At 67.9% G+C, this 16291-nt stretch carries 15 protein-coding genes; 2 read left to right on the forward strand and 13 right to left on the reverse strand.

Annotated features, from left to right (window positions below):
* The first annotated feature begins 9 nt into the window (after positions 1-9).
* A complete protein-coding gene (tdh, locus tag RV045_RS01645; RefSeq protein WP_423234017.1) occupies positions 10-1047 on the forward strand; it encodes an L-threonine 3-dehydrogenase in 1038 nt (345 codons plus the stop codon).
* Positions 1048-1062: 15 nt separating this feature from the next.
* Here tdh and RV045_RS01650 read toward each other — a convergent pair whose 3' ends face one another.
* Together RV045_RS01650 and RV045_RS01655 are read right to left on the reverse strand one after the other, a co-directional pair.
* On the reverse strand, positions 1063-2136 hold the full coding sequence (locus RV045_RS01650) for an extracellular solute-binding protein (protein WP_423234018.1): 1074 nt from the start codon (positions 2134-2136) through the stop codon (positions 1063-1065).
* Positions 2137-2216: 80 nt separating this feature from the next.
* Entirely contained in the window at positions 2217-3893 is a 1677-nt protein-coding gene (locus RV045_RS01655) for an ABC transporter permease (RefSeq protein WP_423234019.1), read from the reverse strand.
* A gap of 50 nt (positions 3894-3943) precedes the next feature.
* Between RV045_RS01655 and RV045_RS01660 the strand changes: the two genes are divergently transcribed.
* Positions 3944-5023, forward strand: coding sequence for an ABC transporter ATP-binding protein (locus RV045_RS01660; RefSeq protein WP_423234020.1), 1080 nt, complete (start codon positions 3944-3946; stop codon positions 5021-5023).
* A 219-nt stretch (positions 5024-5242) separates the two neighbouring features.
* On the opposite strand, the gene RV045_RS01665 is transcribed toward RV045_RS01660, so the two are convergent.
* The 11 genes from RV045_RS01665 to tsf form a co-directional block, all read right to left on the reverse strand.
* The gene (locus RV045_RS01665) at positions 5243-5470 is read right to left on the reverse strand and encodes a DUF4287 domain-containing protein (RefSeq protein ID WP_423234021.1); all 228 of its coding nucleotides are present in this window, start codon (positions 5468-5470) and stop codon (positions 5243-5245) included.
* A 9-nt stretch (positions 5471-5479) separates the two neighbouring features.
* Positions 5480-6601: a UDP-3-O-(3-hydroxymyristoyl)glucosamine N-acyltransferase gene (gene lpxD, locus RV045_RS01670; RefSeq protein ID WP_423234022.1), complete on the reverse strand. Its 1122-nt coding sequence runs from the start codon at positions 6599-6601 to the stop codon at positions 5480-5482.
* Entirely contained in the window at positions 6598-7152 is a 555-nt protein-coding gene (locus RV045_RS01675) for an OmpH/Skp family outer membrane protein (protein ID WP_423234023.1), read from the reverse strand. Before RV045_RS01675 ends, lpxD begins: the two co-directional genes overlap by 4 nt.
* Entirely contained in the window at positions 7152-9446 is a 2295-nt protein-coding gene (gene bamA, locus RV045_RS01680) for an outer membrane protein assembly factor BamA (RefSeq protein ID WP_423234024.1), read from the reverse strand. The genes RV045_RS01675 and bamA overlap by 1 nt, the downstream gene beginning before the upstream one ends.
* A 58-nt stretch (positions 9447-9504) precedes the next feature.
* Positions 9505-10875 (reverse strand): RIP metalloprotease RseP, encoded by a 1371-nt coding sequence (rseP, locus tag RV045_RS01685; protein ID WP_423234025.1) that lies wholly within the window; start codon positions 10873-10875, stop codon positions 9505-9507.
* The gene (locus RV045_RS01690) at positions 10872-12092 is read right to left on the reverse strand and encodes a 1-deoxy-D-xylulose-5-phosphate reductoisomerase (RefSeq protein ID WP_423234026.1); all 1221 of its coding nucleotides are present in this window, start codon (positions 12090-12092) and stop codon (positions 10872-10874) included. Before RV045_RS01690 ends, rseP begins: the two co-directional genes overlap by 4 nt.
* A 10-nt stretch (positions 12093-12102) precedes the next feature.
* Positions 12103-13044 (reverse strand): phosphatidate cytidylyltransferase, encoded by a 942-nt coding sequence (locus tag RV045_RS01695; protein WP_423234027.1) that lies wholly within the window; start codon positions 13042-13044, stop codon positions 12103-12105.
* A gap of 24 nt (positions 13045-13068) precedes the next feature.
* Complete coding sequence (gene uppS / locus RV045_RS01700; protein ID WP_423234028.1) at positions 13069-13896, reverse strand: polyprenyl diphosphate synthase; 828 nt, start codon at positions 13894-13896, stop codon at positions 13069-13071.
* A complete protein-coding gene (frr, locus tag RV045_RS01705; protein ID WP_423234029.1) occupies positions 13896-14456 on the reverse strand; it encodes a ribosome recycling factor in 561 nt (186 codons plus the stop codon). Before frr ends, uppS begins: the two co-directional genes overlap by 1 nt.
* Before the next feature lie 37 nt (positions 14457-14493).
* The gene (gene pyrH, locus RV045_RS01710; RefSeq protein ID WP_423234030.1) at positions 14494-15207 is read right to left on the reverse strand and encodes a UMP kinase; all 714 of its coding nucleotides are present in this window, start codon (positions 15205-15207) and stop codon (positions 14494-14496) included.
* A 99-nt stretch (positions 15208-15306) separates the two neighbouring features.
* The gene (gene tsf / locus RV045_RS01715) at positions 15307-16248 is read right to left on the reverse strand and encodes a translation elongation factor Ts (protein WP_423234031.1); all 942 of its coding nucleotides are present in this window, start codon (positions 16246-16248) and stop codon (positions 15307-15309) included.
* Positions 16249-16291: the final 43 nt, after the last annotated feature.

Consider the following 16291-nt stretch of genomic DNA (forward strand, 5'->3'; position numbering starts at 1 on the left):
GAAATCACCATGAAAGCCCTCGCCAAACTGCAGCCCGGCCCCGGCCTGACGCTGACGGAAGTCCGCGACCCCGAGGTCGGCCCCAACGACGTGCTGATCCGCATCCGCAAGACCGCCATCTGCGGCACTGACATCCACATCTGGAAATGGGACGACTGGGCGCAGGCCACCATCCCGGTGCCGATGCACGTCGGGCACGAGTACGTGGGCGAGATCGTCGCGATGGGCCAGGAAGTGCGCGGCTTTTCCCTCGGCGACCGCGTGTCGGGCGAAGGCCACATCACCTGCGGTTTCTGCCGCAACTGCCGCGCCGGGCGGCGCCACCTGTGCCGCAACACGCAGGGCGTGGGTGTGAACCGCGAAGGCGCTTTCGCCCAGTTCCTGGCGATTCCGGCCTTCAACGCCTTCCGCATCCCGGACGGTATTTCCGACGAGCTGGCAGCGGTCTTCGACCCCTTTGGCAACGCCACGCACACGGCGCTGTCCTTCCCGCTGGTCGGCGAGGACGTGCTGATCACCGGCGCCGGGCCCATCGGCATCATGGCGGCGGCGATCGCGCGGCATGTGGGCGCGCGCCACGTCGTCATCACCGACGTCAACGACTACCGGCTGGAACTCGCGCTGCGCATGGGCGCCACGCGCGCGGTCAACGTCGCGCGCGACAGCCTGAAAGACGTCATGGACAGCCTGCACATGAGCGAAGGCTTTGATGTCGGGATGGAAATGTCCGGCGTGCCCTCCGCCTTCACCACGATGCTGGAATGCATGAACCACGGCGGCAAAGTGGCGCTGCTGGGCATCCCGCCCGCGCAGACGGCGATCGACTGGAACCAGGTCATCTTCAAGGGCCTGGAGATCAAGGGCGTCTACGGCCGCGAGATGTTCGAAACCTGGTACAAGATGGTCGCCATGCTGCAGAGCGGGCTGGACCTCTCGCCCATCATCACCCACCGCTACCCGGTGACGCAGTACAAGGCGGGCTTCGAGGCCATGCTGTCCGGCCACAGCGGCAAGGTCGTCCTGGACTGGGACGCCCTGCCCGCCTGAAAACGCCTTCCGGCCTTACTTGTAGCCGACGCGGTCCAGCATCTGCTGCACTTCGCGCGTGCGCGACGCGATGCTGGCCAGGGGAATCAGCTCGCGCCTGAAATCGCCCAGGGCTTCCAGCGCCGGGTTGCTGGCCTTGACGCCCGTCGCCGCCGGATACTCGTTGTTGCCGTTGGCGAAGTAGATCTGCGCGGGCGGCGTGCTGAGGTATTCCATGAACTTCACCGCGTTGTCGCGGTGCTTGGCGTAGCGCGCCAGCGCCGCTCCGGCGATGTTCTGGTGCGTGCCCAGGCCCTGCTGGTCGGGGAAGACCACGCCGACTTTCTCGGCCACGGCGATGTCCTCGGGGTTTTTCGAGTTCATCAGCCGCGCCAGGTAGTAGGAGTTGGTCAGCGCCACGCCGCATTCGCCCGAGGCCACGGCCTTGATCTGGTCGGTATCACCGCCCTTGGGGTCGCGCGCCATGTTGGCGACCACGCCCTTGAGCCAGGCCTCGGTTTTGGCGGCGCCCAGGCGCTGATCCATGGACGCGAACAGCGACAGGTTGTACGGGTGCGAGCCCGAGCGCGTGCATACCAGGCCCTTGTTCACCGGATCGGCCAGCGATTCGTAGGTGGCGACCTGCGCAGGCTTCACCTTGATTTTGTTGTAAACGATGATGCGGGCGCGCGTGGACAGGCCGTACCAGGTCGAGCCCTGGCCCTTGTCGATGGCGCGCAGGTTGGCGGGAATGCGCTCTTCCAGCACCTTCGATTTCAGGGGCTGGAAGAGGCCCGCGTCGTCGGCCAGCACCAGACGCGCGGCATCGACCATCATCACCACATCGGCCGGGCTCGACGCGCCTTCGCTGCGCAGACGCTCCATGATGCCCGCGTCGTCTGCCTGGATGATGTTGATCTTGATGCCCGTCGTTTTGGTGAAGTTGTCGTACAGCGCCTGGTCGGTCGGATAATGCCGCGCCGAATACAGGTTGAGCACAGCGTCGCCCGACTGCGCCAGGGCCGGGAGCGACAGGCCCGCCAGTCCGGTCACACCCAGAGCGGTCACGGCCAGGGCGGCGCGAGCCAGCAGCGTTCTGCGGTTTTTCATGCGAATACTCCTTGATTGAAATTTGTTACGGATGAGAATATATCTCATTATTTGTCCCCGGAGATCACCGGGTGACAGGATCAGCGTGTCGCACGCGCCAGCAGCAGCACAGGCAGCAGGCCGGTGAGCACGATGGTCAGCGAGGGCAGCGCGGCTTCGGCCAGGCGCTCGTCGCTGGCCATCTGGAAGGCCTGCACCGCCAGCGTGTCGTAGCCAAAGGGGCGCAGTAGCAGCGTGGCGGGCAGCTCTTTCATCACGTCAACAAAGACCAGCAGCGCTGCCGTGCCACTGGCGCGCATCAGCAGCGGGCGGTGGACGCGCCACCAGAGCAGCACGCCGCGCACGCCCAGCAGGCGGGCGTTGTCGTCCATCGACGTGGGCAGACGCGCATAACCCGCCTCGATGGACTGCAGCGCCACCGAGGTGAAGCGCACCAGACAGGCGTAAACCACGCCGACCAGCGTCCCGGTGATCAGGCCCTGCAGCGGGCTGGTCGGCCAGGCCTGCTGCCACCAGCCCAGCGGCAGCAGGATGCCGACGGTAATGACCGCACCCGGCACCGCGTAGCCCAGCGCGACCGTCTGGCGCAGCACCGCCAGCGGCCAGGGCAGTCCGCCGCGCTGCGCAAAAGACAGCCACCAGGCCAGAAGCAGCGCCAGCACGGCGGCGACCAGCGCCAGCGTCAGGCTGTTGGCCGCCGCTTGGGCGTACGGCGTCTGCCACCAGGGCGGCGCGGGTGCAGCCACCATCTGGCCGGTGGCGAAATCGTAAACCGCCGGGGCGTTGTAGTGCATCTGCCGCCAGGCCAGGCGCAGCAGCGCTGCCACGGGCAGGACAAAACCCAGCAGCAGCGGCAGGCCGCACACCGCCCAGGCCGCCAGCCGCGCACCCGCTGAGCGCAGCGGCAGTCGCGCACCTTCCAGCGTGCGCGTCTGGCCCGGCGCCGTGCTGCGCGCGCTGCCAAAGCGCAGGCGGCGCTGGGCCGATTTCTCCACCGCCACCAGCGCGGCGACGCAGACCAGCATCAGCACCGCCAGCTGCGCCGCCGTGCTGCGGTCGCCCAGCGCCAGCCAGGCGCGGTAAATGCCGGTAGTGAAAGTGTTCAGCCCGAAATAGGCGCCAACGCCGTAATCGGCCAGCGTCTCCATCAGCACCAGCACCACGCCTGCAGCCAGCGCGGGCCGGGCCAGCGGAAGCGCCACGCGCAGCACGCGCCGCGACAGCCCCGCACCCAGCAAACGCGCCGCCTGCATCAGCTGCACGCCACGCTCGGCCAGCGCCGCACGCATCAGCAGGTAAACATAGGGATAAAGGCACAGCACAAACACCGCCACCGCACCGCCCAGGCTGCGCACGTCGGGCCACAGCGCGCCCTGCAGACCCAAAGCGCTGCGCAGCGCCGTCTGCAGCGGGCCGCTGTACTGCAGCGTGTCGGTCCAGACGTAGGCCAGCACATAAGCCGGCATGGCCAGCGGCAGCAGCAGCAGCCATTCCAGCGCACGCCGCCCGGGGAACTCGAACAGCGTCACCGCCAGCGCCGCGCTGCTGCCCACCACGGCCGCGCCCGCGCCCACCCCCAGCGCCAGCCACAGCGAGCTGCTGACATAGCCCGGCAGCGTCGTGCCCAGCAGATGCCACCAGGTCTGCGCCATGCTCACGCCCGGCACATCGGGCGTCAGCCACGCCAGCGCCAGAGCCAGCACCGGCAGCATCAGCAGCGCGCAGGCCGCAGCCAGCAGAATCTTGTTCAGGCGCATGAATTAGAATGATTCCTGATTGCCACAGAATCCCGGATGATAGAAGAAAAATGGGCCTGAACCTCGAATCCCTCACCATCCGCTACGGCAGCGCGCCCCCCGCCGTGCAGGGCGTTTCGCTGGCGCTCGGTGCCGGCCGCATCGCCGCGCTGATCGGGCCGTCGGGTTGCGGCAAAACGTCGCTTTTGCGCGCCGTCGCGGGCCTGGTGCCGGTGGCTGAGGGGCGCATCCGCGTGGCCGGAACCGACGTCAGCGGCGTGGCGCCCGAGCAGCGCCAGGTCGGGATGATGTTCCAGGATTACGCCCTCTTCCCGCACCTGCGGGTGGATCAGAACATCGCTTTTGGCCTGCACCGCCGCACGCGCGCCGAGCGCGAGCGCCGCGTCGCGCAGATGCTGGAGATGACCGGCCTGGCCGATCTGGCCCGCGAGCCCATCCACCAGCTCTCCGGCGGCCAGCAGCAGCGCGTGGCTCTGGCGCGGGCGCTGGCGCCACAGCCGCGCGTGATGCTGCTGGACGAGCCTTTTTCCGCGCTGGACGTCGAGCTGCGCGAGCGTCTGGCCCACGAGGTGCGCCAGATCCTGCGCCAGTCGCAGACGACCACGCTGCTGGTCACCCACGACCAGAGCGAGGCCTTTGCCCTGGCCGACGAGGTCGGCGTCATGAACGCCGGGCGGCTGGAGCAGTGGGGCGAGCCCCAGGATCTGTATCTGCAACCGGCCACACCCTTCGCCGCCGATTTTGTCGGACGCGGCACGCTGATCTCGCCCGCGCTGGGTCAGGCGCTGGGCTTTGGCCCGGGCGTGCTGCCCGAAATCGCCGCACCCGACGGCGGCCCGCCGCACTGGCTGCTGCGCCCGGCTGATCTGTGTATCGCGGACGAAGGCATCCCCCCGGGGAGCGCCGCCCGCCCGGTGCTCAGCGCCGAGCTGGTCCGCAAATCCTTCCGGGGCGCCGACTGGCTCTACACCCTGCGCCTGACTGCCCTGCCCGGTCCCCAAGGCACCGCGCCTGAAGTGCGCGTCCAGGTCCCCGCCTGGTCCCGCCACGACTGCGGCACCGCCCTGCCCCTTCGCCCCGCATTCCGCCCGCTGCACCCCGCGCCGGGGATGGATGTGCCGTCAGCGTGAGTGAAGGTGGAAGCCTGCTGCACAGTCCGTCCGGTCGCAGGCACCTTGTTGCTGATGCGCAGCATCTGAGTCAGCGTCTCCGAAGTGGTTGACGACGACAGATTGAGATGCGCCACCATCAAAGTAATGGCAACCGCATCATTTGGGGCATCGACATCGATGAACATTACATCCGGGCATTTGCCCCTTATCGTATTCAAAGCCTGATCCGGCATTCGCTCAGGGTTTCTTATCGGCCCCGCCCCGGGCCATGACATAGGCCACAACCGCATTCGCGTGGCCATGCCCCAGGCCGTACTGCGTTTTCAGCCAGGCCACGCGCTCCATGTGTTTCATGTCGCCCAAGGCCGCGACGAGGCCCAGCCAGTGGCTGATGGGTTGGCCGTATGTCTTTTCGATGCTGGGGAAGTAGGACGCGGGGCCCTGGATTTTGGCTTCGGTGGGCATGGCTCGCTGTCAGTCCGGGCCGCCGCGCTCCAGTTTGCGCACTTTGTCCCGCAGGCGGGAGAGCTGGCGCAGCGTGGCGGCGTTTTTCTCCCAGACGGCATTTTCAGCGATGGGGAAAACGCCGGTGTACACGCCGGGCTGGGTGATGGATTTGGTGACCAGGCTGGCGGCGGAAATGTGCACGCCCGGCGCCAGTTCCAGGTGACCCAGGACCATGCCCGCGCCACCGACCGTGCAGCCCGCGCCAATGCGGGCGCTGCCCGCCACGCCGACGCATCCGGCCATGGCGGCGTGGGCGCCAATGTGGACGTTGTGGCCGATCTGGACCAGGTTGTCGAGCTTGACGCCATCCTCAATCACGGTGTCGTCCAGCGCGCCCCGGTCCACGCAGGTGTTGGCGCCGATTTCGACGTCGTCACCCAGAAGCACGCCGCCGAGCTGTTCGATCTTGACCCAGCGGCCCTGCTCCGGCGCAAAGCCAAAGCCGTCGCCGCCGATCACGGCGCCGCTTTGCAGCAGGGCGCGCTGGCCCGTGCGGCAGTCCCGGGCCAGGGTGGCGCGCGGGCGCATCACGCTGTCCGCGCCCAGCACAGCGCCCGCTTCGATCACGCAGTGGCTGCCCACCCGGGCGCCCGGCCCGACCACCGCACCTGCGGCGATGTGCGCCAGCGCGTCCACCGTCACGTTCTCGCCCAGGCGCGCGCGTGCATCGACCACGGCGCTGGGATGGATGCGGCAGCTGGCGGGCGGCGACGCTTCCGGCAGTGCGGCCACCTGCTGCTCCCGCAGCGGCTGGTGGCGTTGCACCCACCACTGGGTCAGGCGGGCGTAGGACAGATAAGGGTCAGGGCTGACCAGCACAGCGTGCACGGCCGGGTTGGCCTGCGCGCGCACGAGCTGGTCGGGCCGCACGATGAGCACGCTGGCCTGCGTGCTGTCCAGCTGCGGCGCCAGACGAGCCTGTGACAGAAAGCTGATTTGTCCGGATTTCGCCTGCGACAGGCCCGCAATGCGGTGGATGGCGGCACTGGCGTCGCCCTGAATCGGCAGGCCCAGCGCACGGGCGATCTCGCCCGCGCTGGCGTGGCCGTCCCAGGGGCGGGCCTGCGCCGCGCTCGCGCCCGCGCTCATGGCGTGGGCGGCGTGCTGCTGTTCAGCCCGTCGATGACTTTCTGGGTGACGTCGATGCGCGGGCTGACAAAGACCGCTTCCTGCAGGATCAGATCAAACTTTTCGCGGTCGAAAATGCGCTTCATGACCGCATTGGCGCGCTGAATGACGCTGGACAGCTCTTCGTTTTTGCGCTGCGCCAGATCGTCCTGGAAGGAGCGCCGCTTGACCTGGTAATCGCGGTCGTCCTGCGCCAGGCTGCGTTCGCGTCTGGCGCGATCGGCGGCGGCCAGCGTCGGGCCGTCACGGTCGAGCTGGGCGTAGGCGGTCTTGAGGCGCTCTCCCTCCTGGTCCAGCGCCTTTTCGCGGCGGGCGAATTCGCGCTCCAGGCGCTGCTGCGCCACCTTGGCGGGCTGGGCTTCGGCCAGGACGCGATCAAAATCGACAAAGCCGATCTTGATGGGGTCGGAGCTGCTGGCCGCAGCTCCCGCAGCCCCGGCCACAGCCGGAACGGCTGCCGCCGCGAGCGCCAGACCCGCTGCGACGGCATCGCGACGCGACGCGGTATCCATCAGAAGGCCGTCCCGATCTGGAACTGGAACTTCTGGATGCGGTCGCCCTGCAGCGAGCGCAGCGGGCGGCCGTAGCTCAGGCTCAGCGGTCCGACAGGCGACAGCCAGCTCAGGCCCACGCCGGCCGAGGCGCGCACGGTGGCGGTCGTGATGGGCTCGTCAGCGCCCCAGACGTTGCCCGCGTCCATGAAACCAAAGAAGCGCAGCGTGCGGTCGCGGCCGGTGCCCGGCACCGGCACGTACAGCTCGGCGTTGACGTTGGCGCTGCGCGTACCGCCCAGGTAAACGCCAGTCGGATCGACACGGCCCAGCGAGCCCTGGTCAAAGGCACGCACCGAGCCCAGACCGCCGCCAAAGAAGTTCTTGAAGAAGGGGTACGGGCTGCCGCCCAGGCCCTTGCCGTAGCCCAGTTCGGCGTTCAGGCCCAGGCTCATGCCAGCCGGGAGTTCGGCGTACTGCTGCGCCTGCGCGTTCAGGCGGGCGTAGCGCGAGGCCGAGAAGGGGCTCAGCTCCAGGTTCAGGCGCTGGTAGGAGCCCGAGGTGGGCGCCAGCGCGCTGTTGCGCTGGTCGCGCTCCCAGCCCAGCGTCAGCGGTATGGCGGTGCTGCGGCGGCCGTACTGCAGCGCGTACTGCTGGTAAGCCAGTGGCAGCGTGTCGGAAGTGCCGATGATGTTCTGCTCGGCGCCGATGCCCAGGAAAACGCGGTCGGTTTCCGACACCGGGATGCCAAAGCGCACGGCGGCGTTCAGCGTCGCCAGCTCGAAGCTGGTGGCGGTGCTGTTGAAGGGCCGCGAGGTGCGGTAGCCCACGTCCAGCGAGCGCGAAATGCCCGATTGCGTGAAGTAAGGCTGGACCAGGCGGAAGCCCAGGCTGCGCGAGTATTTGCTGGTGTTGAGTTCGGTCGAGAACAGGTTGCCCGTGCCAAACAGGTTGTCCAGCGTCAGCGAACCCTGGATGGAGAACTTCTCGGTCTGCGAGTAGCCCGCGCCCAGGTTCACGTTGCCGGTCGAGCGCTCGGTCACCGCCACGTCCAGATCGACCTGGTCGGGGTAGCCGGGAACAGGTTTGGTGTTGATGGCCACATCCGAGAAAAAGCCCAGGCGGTCGATGCGGTCGCGCGACAGGCGGATTTTTTCGGCGTCGTACCAGCCGGCTTCCAGCTGGCGCATTTCGCGGCGGATGACGCTGTCGCGCGTCTGCGCGTTGCCCGACACGTTGATGCGGCGCACATACACACGCTGGCGCGGATCGGCCCGCACGGTGAGCTGCACCAGGCCGTTGGCACGGTCCAGCTGCGGCGTGATGCTGACGTCGGCAAAGGCGTAACCGTAGCCCGAGTAGCGCTTGGCGATGGCCTCCTGGCTGGCCTTGACCTGGTCGGCGTCGTAGGTTTTGCCAGGCTGGACGGTGATCAGGCTGGCGAACTCGGCATCGCGGCCCAGAAAATCGCCCGACAGCGCCACGCCGCTCACCGTGTAGGGGCGGCCTTCGCTGACCGTGATATTGATGTCGATGTTCTGGCGGTCGGGCGAGATGCTGACGTCCGGCGACAGCACATCAAAATCCAGATAGCCGCGGCGCAGGTAGAACTGGCGCAGCTTGTCCAGATCGGCGTCCAGCTTCTCGCGGCTGTAGCGGTCGTTCTTGCTGATCCAGCTGAACACGCCGGTGGCGCCCAGGCTCATCTCGGACAGCAGCGTGGATTCGCTGAAGGCCTTGTTGCCCGCAATGTGCAGCCGCGTGATGCGCGCAGGCCCTCCCTCGCTGACCTTGATCGCCACGCGCACGCGGTCCGGTCCGGCAGGCAGCAGGCTGGCGGTGACCTGCGCGCCGTACAGGCTGCGGCTGAGGTACTGCTGGCGCAGTTCCTGCTCGACCCGGTCGAGCACCGCCTGGCTGACGGGCTGGCCCACGGCCAGACCCACGCTTTTCAGGGCGGGCAGCACGGTGTCCTTGGGGAATTCCTTCATGCCCTCGATGTCAATGGACGACACAAAAGGCCGCTCAGCCACCACGACCACCAGGGCGCTGCCGCGCACGTCCAGACGCACGTCGTTGAAGAGCCCGGTGGCAAAAAGCGCGCGCAGCGCGGCCGTGCCGCCGTCGTCGGTGTAGGTCTGGCCGACCTTGAAAGGCAGCGCCGCCAGCACGGTGGCCGGATCGGTGCGGGTCAGGCCCTCGACGTCGATGCGGGAGATGGCAAAGGGCTGGACGGCCGACGCCACACCGGGCAGGACGACAAAGGCACTGGCCAGCGCCACAGGCAGGGCGCGCAGGAAACGATCAGGATTCATGAAACTCCGCAAATCTGGCAGGGGAAAGGCCGGGGGCCGGGCGTGTTTGTATCACGACTCAGGCGCCCATCAGCCGGGAGACATCGTTGAACAGCGCCACCGCCATCATCAGCAGCAGCACGCTGGCACCGGCTTTCTGCAGGCGCTGCTGCCACGCGTCACTGACGGGACGGCCCGCGACCGCCTCATAGGCGTAATAGACCAGGTGCCCTCCATCGAGCATCGGAAGCGGCAAAAGGTTCATCACGCCCAAGGACACGCTGACCATGGCCATGAAGCCCAGAAAGGCCGCCGCGCCGATCATGACCGACCGCCCGGCGTAATCGGCGATGGTGACCGGGCCGCTGATATTGCGCACCGAGGCTTCGCCGGTGAGGATGCGGCCCAGCATGGTCAGCGTCATCACCGAGACATCGCGCGTGCGCTCCAGCCCTTGGGACAGCCCGCCCAGCAGGTCCTGACGCACCAGCGCCATCGCCGGGGCGGGCAGAACCACGCCCACGCGGGCGCGGCCGGTGTCCTCGTCAAAGCGGGGCTGCAGGGACAGGTCCAGCTCGCGGCCATCGCGCAGGACGCGCCACTGCATGGGGGCGCCGCCTGCTGCGGCATGGTCGGCGATGCGGCGCACCAGCGTGGCCGCATCAGGCACGGCCTCGCCATGGGTGGCCAGCACCAGATCGCCCGCCTGCAGTCCGGCCTCGTCAGCGACGCTGCCGGGTTCGACCTCTTCCACCCGGGGCTCGGCCCAGGGGCGGCCCAGGCCCTGATCGGCCAGCCAGGCGGTGCTGACATCCGAGCTGCCGGGCGTGGGCGGAATCTGGATCTGGCGCGTCTGCGTGCTGCCCGGACGCAGCACATTGAGCCACAGCGGCTCCTGCGACAGGCTGGCCTGCGAGAAGCGCCAGCGCAGATCGGTGAAAGTGTCAATGGGCGTGGCGTCGTCGATGCTGTCGGACGTGCTGCTGGCTGAGACCACGCGGTCGCCCGCGCGCAGGCCCGCGTGGAAGGCCACCGAACTGCTGCTGGGCGCGGAGACCACGGGCAGCGCCTCGTTCTGGCCGATCCAGGCGGCGCCCGCATACAGCAGCACCGCCAGTGCGAAGTTGGCCAGCGGCCCGGCCGCCACAATGATGGCGCGCTGGCGCAGCGGGCGGTGGTTGAAGGCGCGTTCGCGCTCTTCGGGGGCGACTTCGCCCTCGCGACTGTCCAGCATGCGCACATAGCCGCCCAGCGGCAGCGCGGAGATCACGTATTCGATGGTGTCCGGGCCGCGCTGGCGCTTGAGGCGCGCGATCACCGGCCCGAAGCCCACCGAGAAGCGCAGCACGCGCACGCCGCAGGCCAGAGCAGCGCGGTAGTGGCCGTACTCGTGGACCACCACCAGCACGCCCAGTGTGAAGAGAAAAGCCAGCAGCGTGGTCAACATCATGCGCGGTATTGTGCCACCAGGCGCTGCGCTTCAGCGCGCGCCAGAGCGTCCACGGCCAGCAGGTCGTCCACGCCGTCGCTGGCCTCGTCCGGCCCGGACAGCTCGCGCGACCACAGCGGCAGTTCCAGCGTTGCGGCATTGACGCGGTGGATGTCGGTGAAACGCAGTTGCCCGTCCAGGAACGCCGCCACGGCGACCTCGTTGGCGGCATTGAGCACCGCCGTCGTGCCCTGCGGCGCGTTCAGGGCGTCCCAGGCCAGGAAGAGGCCGGGAAAACGCTCGCGCAGCGGCGCCTCGAACGTCAGCGCGCCGCAGCCCAGCAGATCAAGCGCGGGTGCGCCGCTGGCGATGCGCTCGGGGAAGGACAGGCCGTAAGCGATGGGCACACGCATGTCGGGCGAGCCCATCTGCGCCAGCACCGAGGCGTCGCGGCAGACCACCATCGAGTGCACGATGCTCTGCGGGTGAATCAGCACCCGGATCTGCTCCGGGGCCAGATCAAACAGCCAGCGCGCTTCGATGACTTCCAGCGCCTTGTTCATCATGGTCGCCGAATCGACCGAAATCTTGCGCCCCATCACCCAGTTGGGATGGGCGCAGGCCTGATCGGGGGTGATGTCTTTCAGGCTGGCCGGATCGCGCTGGCGGAAAGGCCCGCCCGACGCCGTCAGCACGATGTGGTCGATGACGCCGGACCAGGTCGTGGCGTCCTGCGGCAGACACTGGAAAATCGCCGAGTGCTCGCTGTCGATGGGCAGCAGCGTGCCCCCACCCTCGCGCACGGCGCGCATGAAGCGCGCCCCGCCGACCACCAGCGCCTCTTTGTTGGCCAGCAGCAGGCGTTTGCCCGCGCGGGCGGCCGCCATGCAGGGCGCCAGGCCCGCCGCACCGACAATCGCGCCCATGACGGTATCGACCTCGGGCGCCTGCGCCACCTGCACCAGGGCCTCGGGGCCGCAGAGCACCTCGGTGGCCAATCCGGCGGCGCGCAGCTGCTGCTGGGCGGTCTGCGCCAGCGCCGCATCGGCCAGCACCGCCCAGCGCGGGCGCCACTGCAGGCACTGCGCCACCAGCGCGTCCACCTGGCGGTGCGCGGCCAGCGCGACCACGCGATAGCGCTCCGGATGGCGCGCCAGCACGTCCAGCGTGTTGACGCCGATCGAGCCGGTCGAGCCCAGAATGCAGACGCTTTGAACAGACTGAGCGGACGAGATCATGGCGCAGTCCTCACAGATTGCCGGTCAGCCACATCAGCGCCAGCGCAAAAGGCAGCACAGGCAGCCAGGCGTCGATGCGGTCCAGCACCCCGCCGTGACCGGGCAGCAGCGCGCTGGAATCCTTGACCTGCACCGCGCGCTTGACCAGCGATTCCAGCAGATCGCCCGCGATGCTCATTACCGTCAGGGCGATCACCGCGTAGACCAGGCCCTGCCAGTCCCAGCTGGCCTGGATGACGCTGAACAGGCTGTGCACATTGATGACACTGGTCTCGAAGGCGCCACTGTCCGCCGCGCCCGCCATCATCTGGCTGAGCTGCGCCGCATCAACCGGCATCTCGCCCACCGCGCCCAGCAGCCAGCCGTCGATCCAGACCCAGATCCCGGCCAGGCACAGCACGCCCAGCAGGCCAAAAAAGGCCCCTTCCCAGGTTTTGCCCGGGCTGATGCTGGGCGCCAGACGGAAGCGGCCAAAGCGCTTGCCGCCGAAATAGGCCGCCGTGTCGGCCACCCAGATCAGCGCCAGCACCGAGAACAGGAAGTTCAGCCCCAGCACATAGCTTTGCGCCAGCGCGCACCACAGCACGAAAAGCGCACCGCAGCCCAGCGACCAGCGCCAGCGCAGCGGCACCGACAGCCAGTGACGCGGCCCCAGCACCAGGCCCGCAGCGGCCAGAATCAGCCACAGCACGCCCAGCCAGGGCCAGACCCACACCGGCAGCAGCCAGCCCACGGCCATCATGCCCAGACACAGCAGCGCGACCACGGCCGGGCCGGTGATCTGGTGGCGCAGCGGCGCGCCGTTCATGCGCATCCACTCCCAGCTCGCGGCGGTGACCATGACGGCCATCAGCGTGAAAAAGGGCAGCGGCTCGGCGCGCGTGGAGGTGAGCAGGCTGGCGACCAGCAGCACCAGCAGGACGACGGCGGTGATGATGCGGTGCTTGAGCATAGGCCTGCGACAGTTGAGCCGCCCTCAGGGCGACGGGGATACGGAAGAGGAAGACGGTGGTGGCGCAGCCGCGTCCAGCACCCGGCCAAAGCGGCGTTCGCGCCCGGCGTAGCTGGCCAGCGCCGCGTCGATGTCGGCGGCGTCGAAATCCGGCCACAGCGTGGGGCTGAAGAAAAACTCGGTGTAAGCGCTCTGCCACAGCAGAAAGTTGCTGATGCGGTATTCGCCGCCGGTGCGAATGAACAGGTCGGGGTCGGGCAGATGGCGCATGGCCATGTAGCCAGACAGTGCCTCTTCGGTCAGGGCCTCAGGGGCCAGACCGTCGCGCAGCGCCTGCTGGCAGGCCTGGACGATGTCCCAGCGGCCGCCGTAGTTGAAGGCGACGGTGACGCTGATGCGCGTGTTGGCAGCGGTGGCTTCTTCGGCCTGCCGCCAGGACGCCAGCACGCTGTCGGCCACGCGGCTGCGGTCGCCCACGATGTGGATGCGCACGCCTTCTTCGTTCATCTTCTGCAGATAATGCGCGACCGCCGTCGAAAACAGGCCCATCAGTCCGGAGACTTCCTGCTCGGGGCGGTTCCAGTTCTCGGACGAGAAAGCAAACACGGTGACGTGGCGCACGCCCCGGTCGGCGCACAGGCGGATGACGCGCATCAGCGCGTCCACACCGTATTTGTGGCCGATCACGCGCGGCAGGTGGCGTTTTTTGGCCCAGCGCCCGTTGCCATCCATGACGATGGCGATGTGGCGTGGCACGGCCGAATCGTCTGCAGCGCCCTGCAGCGCCGCCGTGGCGGTCTGCGAGACCGCGGAATCGCGCGCCAGGCGCTTGCGCAGCCAGCCGGCAGCCATCACACCGCCATGATGTCGGCTTCCTTGGCCTGGATCAGCTTGTCGATCTCGGCCACGAAGCGGTCGGTGAGCTTCTGCACGTCGTCTTGGCTGCGGCGGTCGTCGTCCTCGGAGATGTCCTTGTCCTTGAGCAGTTTTTTGGCCTGCTCGTTGGCGTCGCGGCGCAGATTGCGTATGGCCACTTTGGCCTCTTCCCCGGCGTGGCGGGCGATTTTGCTCAGATCGCGGCGGCGCTCTTCGGTCAGGGCGGGCATGGGAATGCGCAGCAGGTCGCCCTGGGCGCTGGGGTTCAGGCCCAGATCGCTTTCGCGGATGGCTTTCTCGATCTTGGGCGCCATGCCCTTTTCCCAGGCCTGGACGCTGAGCGTGCGCGCATCCAGCACGCTAACGTTGGCCACCTGGCTGATGGGCACGGGGGAGCCGTAGTAATCGACGCTGACCTGGTCCAGGATGCCCGGGTGGGCGCGACCGGTGCGGATCTTCTGCAGATCGGTCTTGAGCGATTCAAGGGTCTTGCCCATTTTGTCCTGGGCGTTGGATTTGATGTCTGGCAGGCTCATGTCGTCTCCGGAGAAATACGGGTCGAGGCGGATTGTGTCAGTGCTGCGTCACCAGCGTGCCTTCGGCTTCGCCCATGACCACGCGCCGCAGGGCGCCGGGCTTGAGGATGCTGAACACGCGGATGGGCAGGTTCTGGTCGCGGCACAGGGCGAAGGCCGTGGCGTCCATCACCTGCAGGTTGCGCGACATGGCCTCGTCAAAGGTGATGGTATCGTAGCGCCGCGCCTGGGGGTCTTTTTTGGGATCGGCGGTGTAAATGCCGTCCACCTTGGTGGCCTTGAGCACCACCTGGGCCCCGACTTCCGCACCGCGCAGCGCGGCGGCGGTGTCGGTGGTGAAGAAGGGGTTGCCGGTCCCGGCGCCAAACACCACGACCTTGCCTTCTTCCAGATACTGCAGCGCCTTGGGGCGCACATAGGGCTCGACCACCTGGTCGATGCTGATGGCCGACATCACGCGCGCGGTGATGCCGTTGACGCGCATGCAGTCGGCCAGCGCCAGCGCGTTCATCACGGTGGCCAGCATACCCATGTAGTCGGCAGTGGCACGATCCATGCCCTTGGAGCCGCCGGCCACGCCGCGAAAAATATTGCCCCCGCCGATCACCACCGCCACCTGGCAGCCCAGGGCCGTCACGTCGCCAATCTCCTGCACGGTGCGGGTGATCACGTCGTGGTTGATGCCAAAGGCATCGTCGCCCATCAAGGCCTCGCCCGACAGTTTCAGCAGGATGCGGTTGTAGGCGGTCATGGCGGGCTCCGGTCAGTCAGGGGGAATCTTCTTGAGTTAAGGCAAGGCAGTGGGCAGTGGGGACAAGCGGCCTGCACCCCGCGGCGCAGGCCTGTTGCGTCAGCCGCGTGCGGCGGCCGCAGCAGCAGCGGCAGCGGCCTGGGCGGCCACTTCGGCGGCGAAATCGTCCACCTTCTTCTCGATGCCCTCGCCCACCACGTACAGGGTGAAACCCTTCACGGCGGTGGATTTGTCCTTGAGCATCTGTTCCACCGTCTGCTTGCCGTCAGCCGCCTTCACGAAGACCTGGTTGAGCAGGCTGACTTCTTTCAGGTACTTCTGCACGGCGCCTTCGATGCGCTTGGTGACGATCTCGGCGCTCTGTGCGGGCTTGCCAGCGGCGACCAGCTCGCGGTTGGCTTCGTCGGCCTTGGCGGTGGCGACGCTGCGCTCTTTGTCGATCAGCTCGGAGGGCACTTCGCTGCTGGACAGCGACACGGGCTTCATGGCGGCCACGTGCATGGCAACGTCCTTGGCAGCGACGGCGTCACCGGTGAACTCGACGATCACGCCGATGCGCGTGCCGTGCAGGTAGCTGGCCAGCTGGCCGCCAGCGGCGTAGCGCTTGAAGCGGCGGATGGACATGTTCTCGCCGATCTTGCCGATCAGGCCCTTGCGCACGTCTTCGACGGTGGGGCCGAAACCGGCCAGGCTCAGCGGCAGGGCCGACAGCGCGGCCACGTCGGCCGGGTTGCTGCTGGCGACCAGGGCAGCCACGGCGTTGGCGAAGGCCAGGAAATCGTCGTTCTTGGAGACGAAGTCGGTTTCGCAGTTGATTTCGATCAGCGCGCCGGTGTCGCCGGAGACGGCGGAGGCAATCACGCCTTCGGCGGTGATGCGGTCGGCGGCCTTGCTGGCCTTGCTGCCGAGCTTGACGCGCAGCAGCTCTTCGGCCTTGTCCATGTCGCCAGCGGCTTCGGTCAGGGCTTTCTTGCACTCCATCATGGGAGCGTCGGTTTTGGCGCGCAGGGCGGCGACCATGGAGGCGGTGATGGCGGTCATGGGGGTTCTCCTTGTCAGGTTTTCGGACAGTTCGGCTGCAAAA

It is taken from the genome of Amphibiibacter pelophylacis (genome assembly GCF_037688875.1).
Taxonomy (GTDB): Bacteria; Pseudomonadota; Gammaproteobacteria; order Burkholderiales; family Burkholderiaceae_C; genus Amphibiibacter; species Amphibiibacter pelophylacis.

What these genes read in the sequence shown, in the direction of transcription:
- RV045_RS01650 (WP_423234018.1), bottom strand. Translation starts at nt 2,136, where the DNA reads ATGAAAAACCGCAGAACGCTGCTGGCTCGCGCCGCCCTGGCCGTGACC.
- rseP (WP_423234025.1), bottom strand. Translation starts at nt 10,875, where the DNA reads ATGATGTTGACCACGCTGCTGGCTTTTCTCTTCACACTGGGCGTGCTG.
- lpxD (WP_423234022.1), bottom strand. Translation starts at nt 6,601, where the DNA reads ATGAGCGCGGGCGCGAGCGCGGCGCAGGCCCGCCCCTGGGACGGCCAC.
- RV045_RS01695 (WP_423234027.1), bottom strand. Translation starts at nt 13,044, where the DNA reads ATGCTCAAGCACCGCATCATCACCGCCGTCGTCCTGCTGGTGCTGCTG.
- bamA (WP_423234024.1), bottom strand. Translation starts at nt 9,446, where the DNA reads ATGAATCCTGATCGTTTCCTGCGCGCCCTGCCTGTGGCGCTGGCCAGT.
- tsf (WP_423234031.1), bottom strand. Translation starts at nt 16,248, where the DNA reads ATGACCGCCATCACCGCCTCCATGGTCGCCGCCCTGCGCGCCAAAACC.
- RV045_RS01690 (WP_423234026.1), bottom strand. Translation starts at nt 12,092, where the DNA reads ATGATCTCGTCCGCTCAGTCTGTTCAAAGCGTCTGCATTCTGGGCTCG.
- RV045_RS01665 (WP_423234021.1), bottom strand. Translation starts at nt 5,470, where the DNA reads ATGCCCACCGAAGCCAAAATCCAGGGCCCCGCGTCCTACTTCCCCAGC.
- RV045_RS01655 (WP_423234019.1), bottom strand. Translation starts at nt 3,893, where the DNA reads ATGCGCCTGAACAAGATTCTGCTGGCTGCGGCCTGCGCGCTGCTGATG.
- RV045_RS01675 (WP_423234023.1), bottom strand. Translation starts at nt 7,152, where the DNA reads ATGGATACCGCGTCGCGTCGCGATGCCGTCGCAGCGGGTCTGGCGCTC.
- frr (WP_423234029.1), bottom strand. Translation starts at nt 14,456, where the DNA reads ATGAGCCTGCCAGACATCAAATCCAACGCCCAGGACAAAATGGGCAAG.
- uppS (WP_423234028.1), bottom strand. Translation starts at nt 13,896, where the DNA reads ATGGCTGCCGGCTGGCTGCGCAAGCGCCTGGCGCGCGATTCCGCGGTC.
- tdh (WP_423234017.1), top strand. Translation starts at nt 10, where the DNA reads ATGAAAGCCCTCGCCAAACTGCAGCCCGGCCCCGGCCTGACGCTGACG.
- RV045_RS01660 (WP_423234020.1), top strand. Translation starts at nt 3,944, where the DNA reads ATGGGCCTGAACCTCGAATCCCTCACCATCCGCTACGGCAGCGCGCCC.
- pyrH (WP_423234030.1), bottom strand. Translation starts at nt 15,207, where the DNA reads ATGACCGCCTACAACCGCATCCTGCTGAAACTGTCGGGCGAGGCCTTG.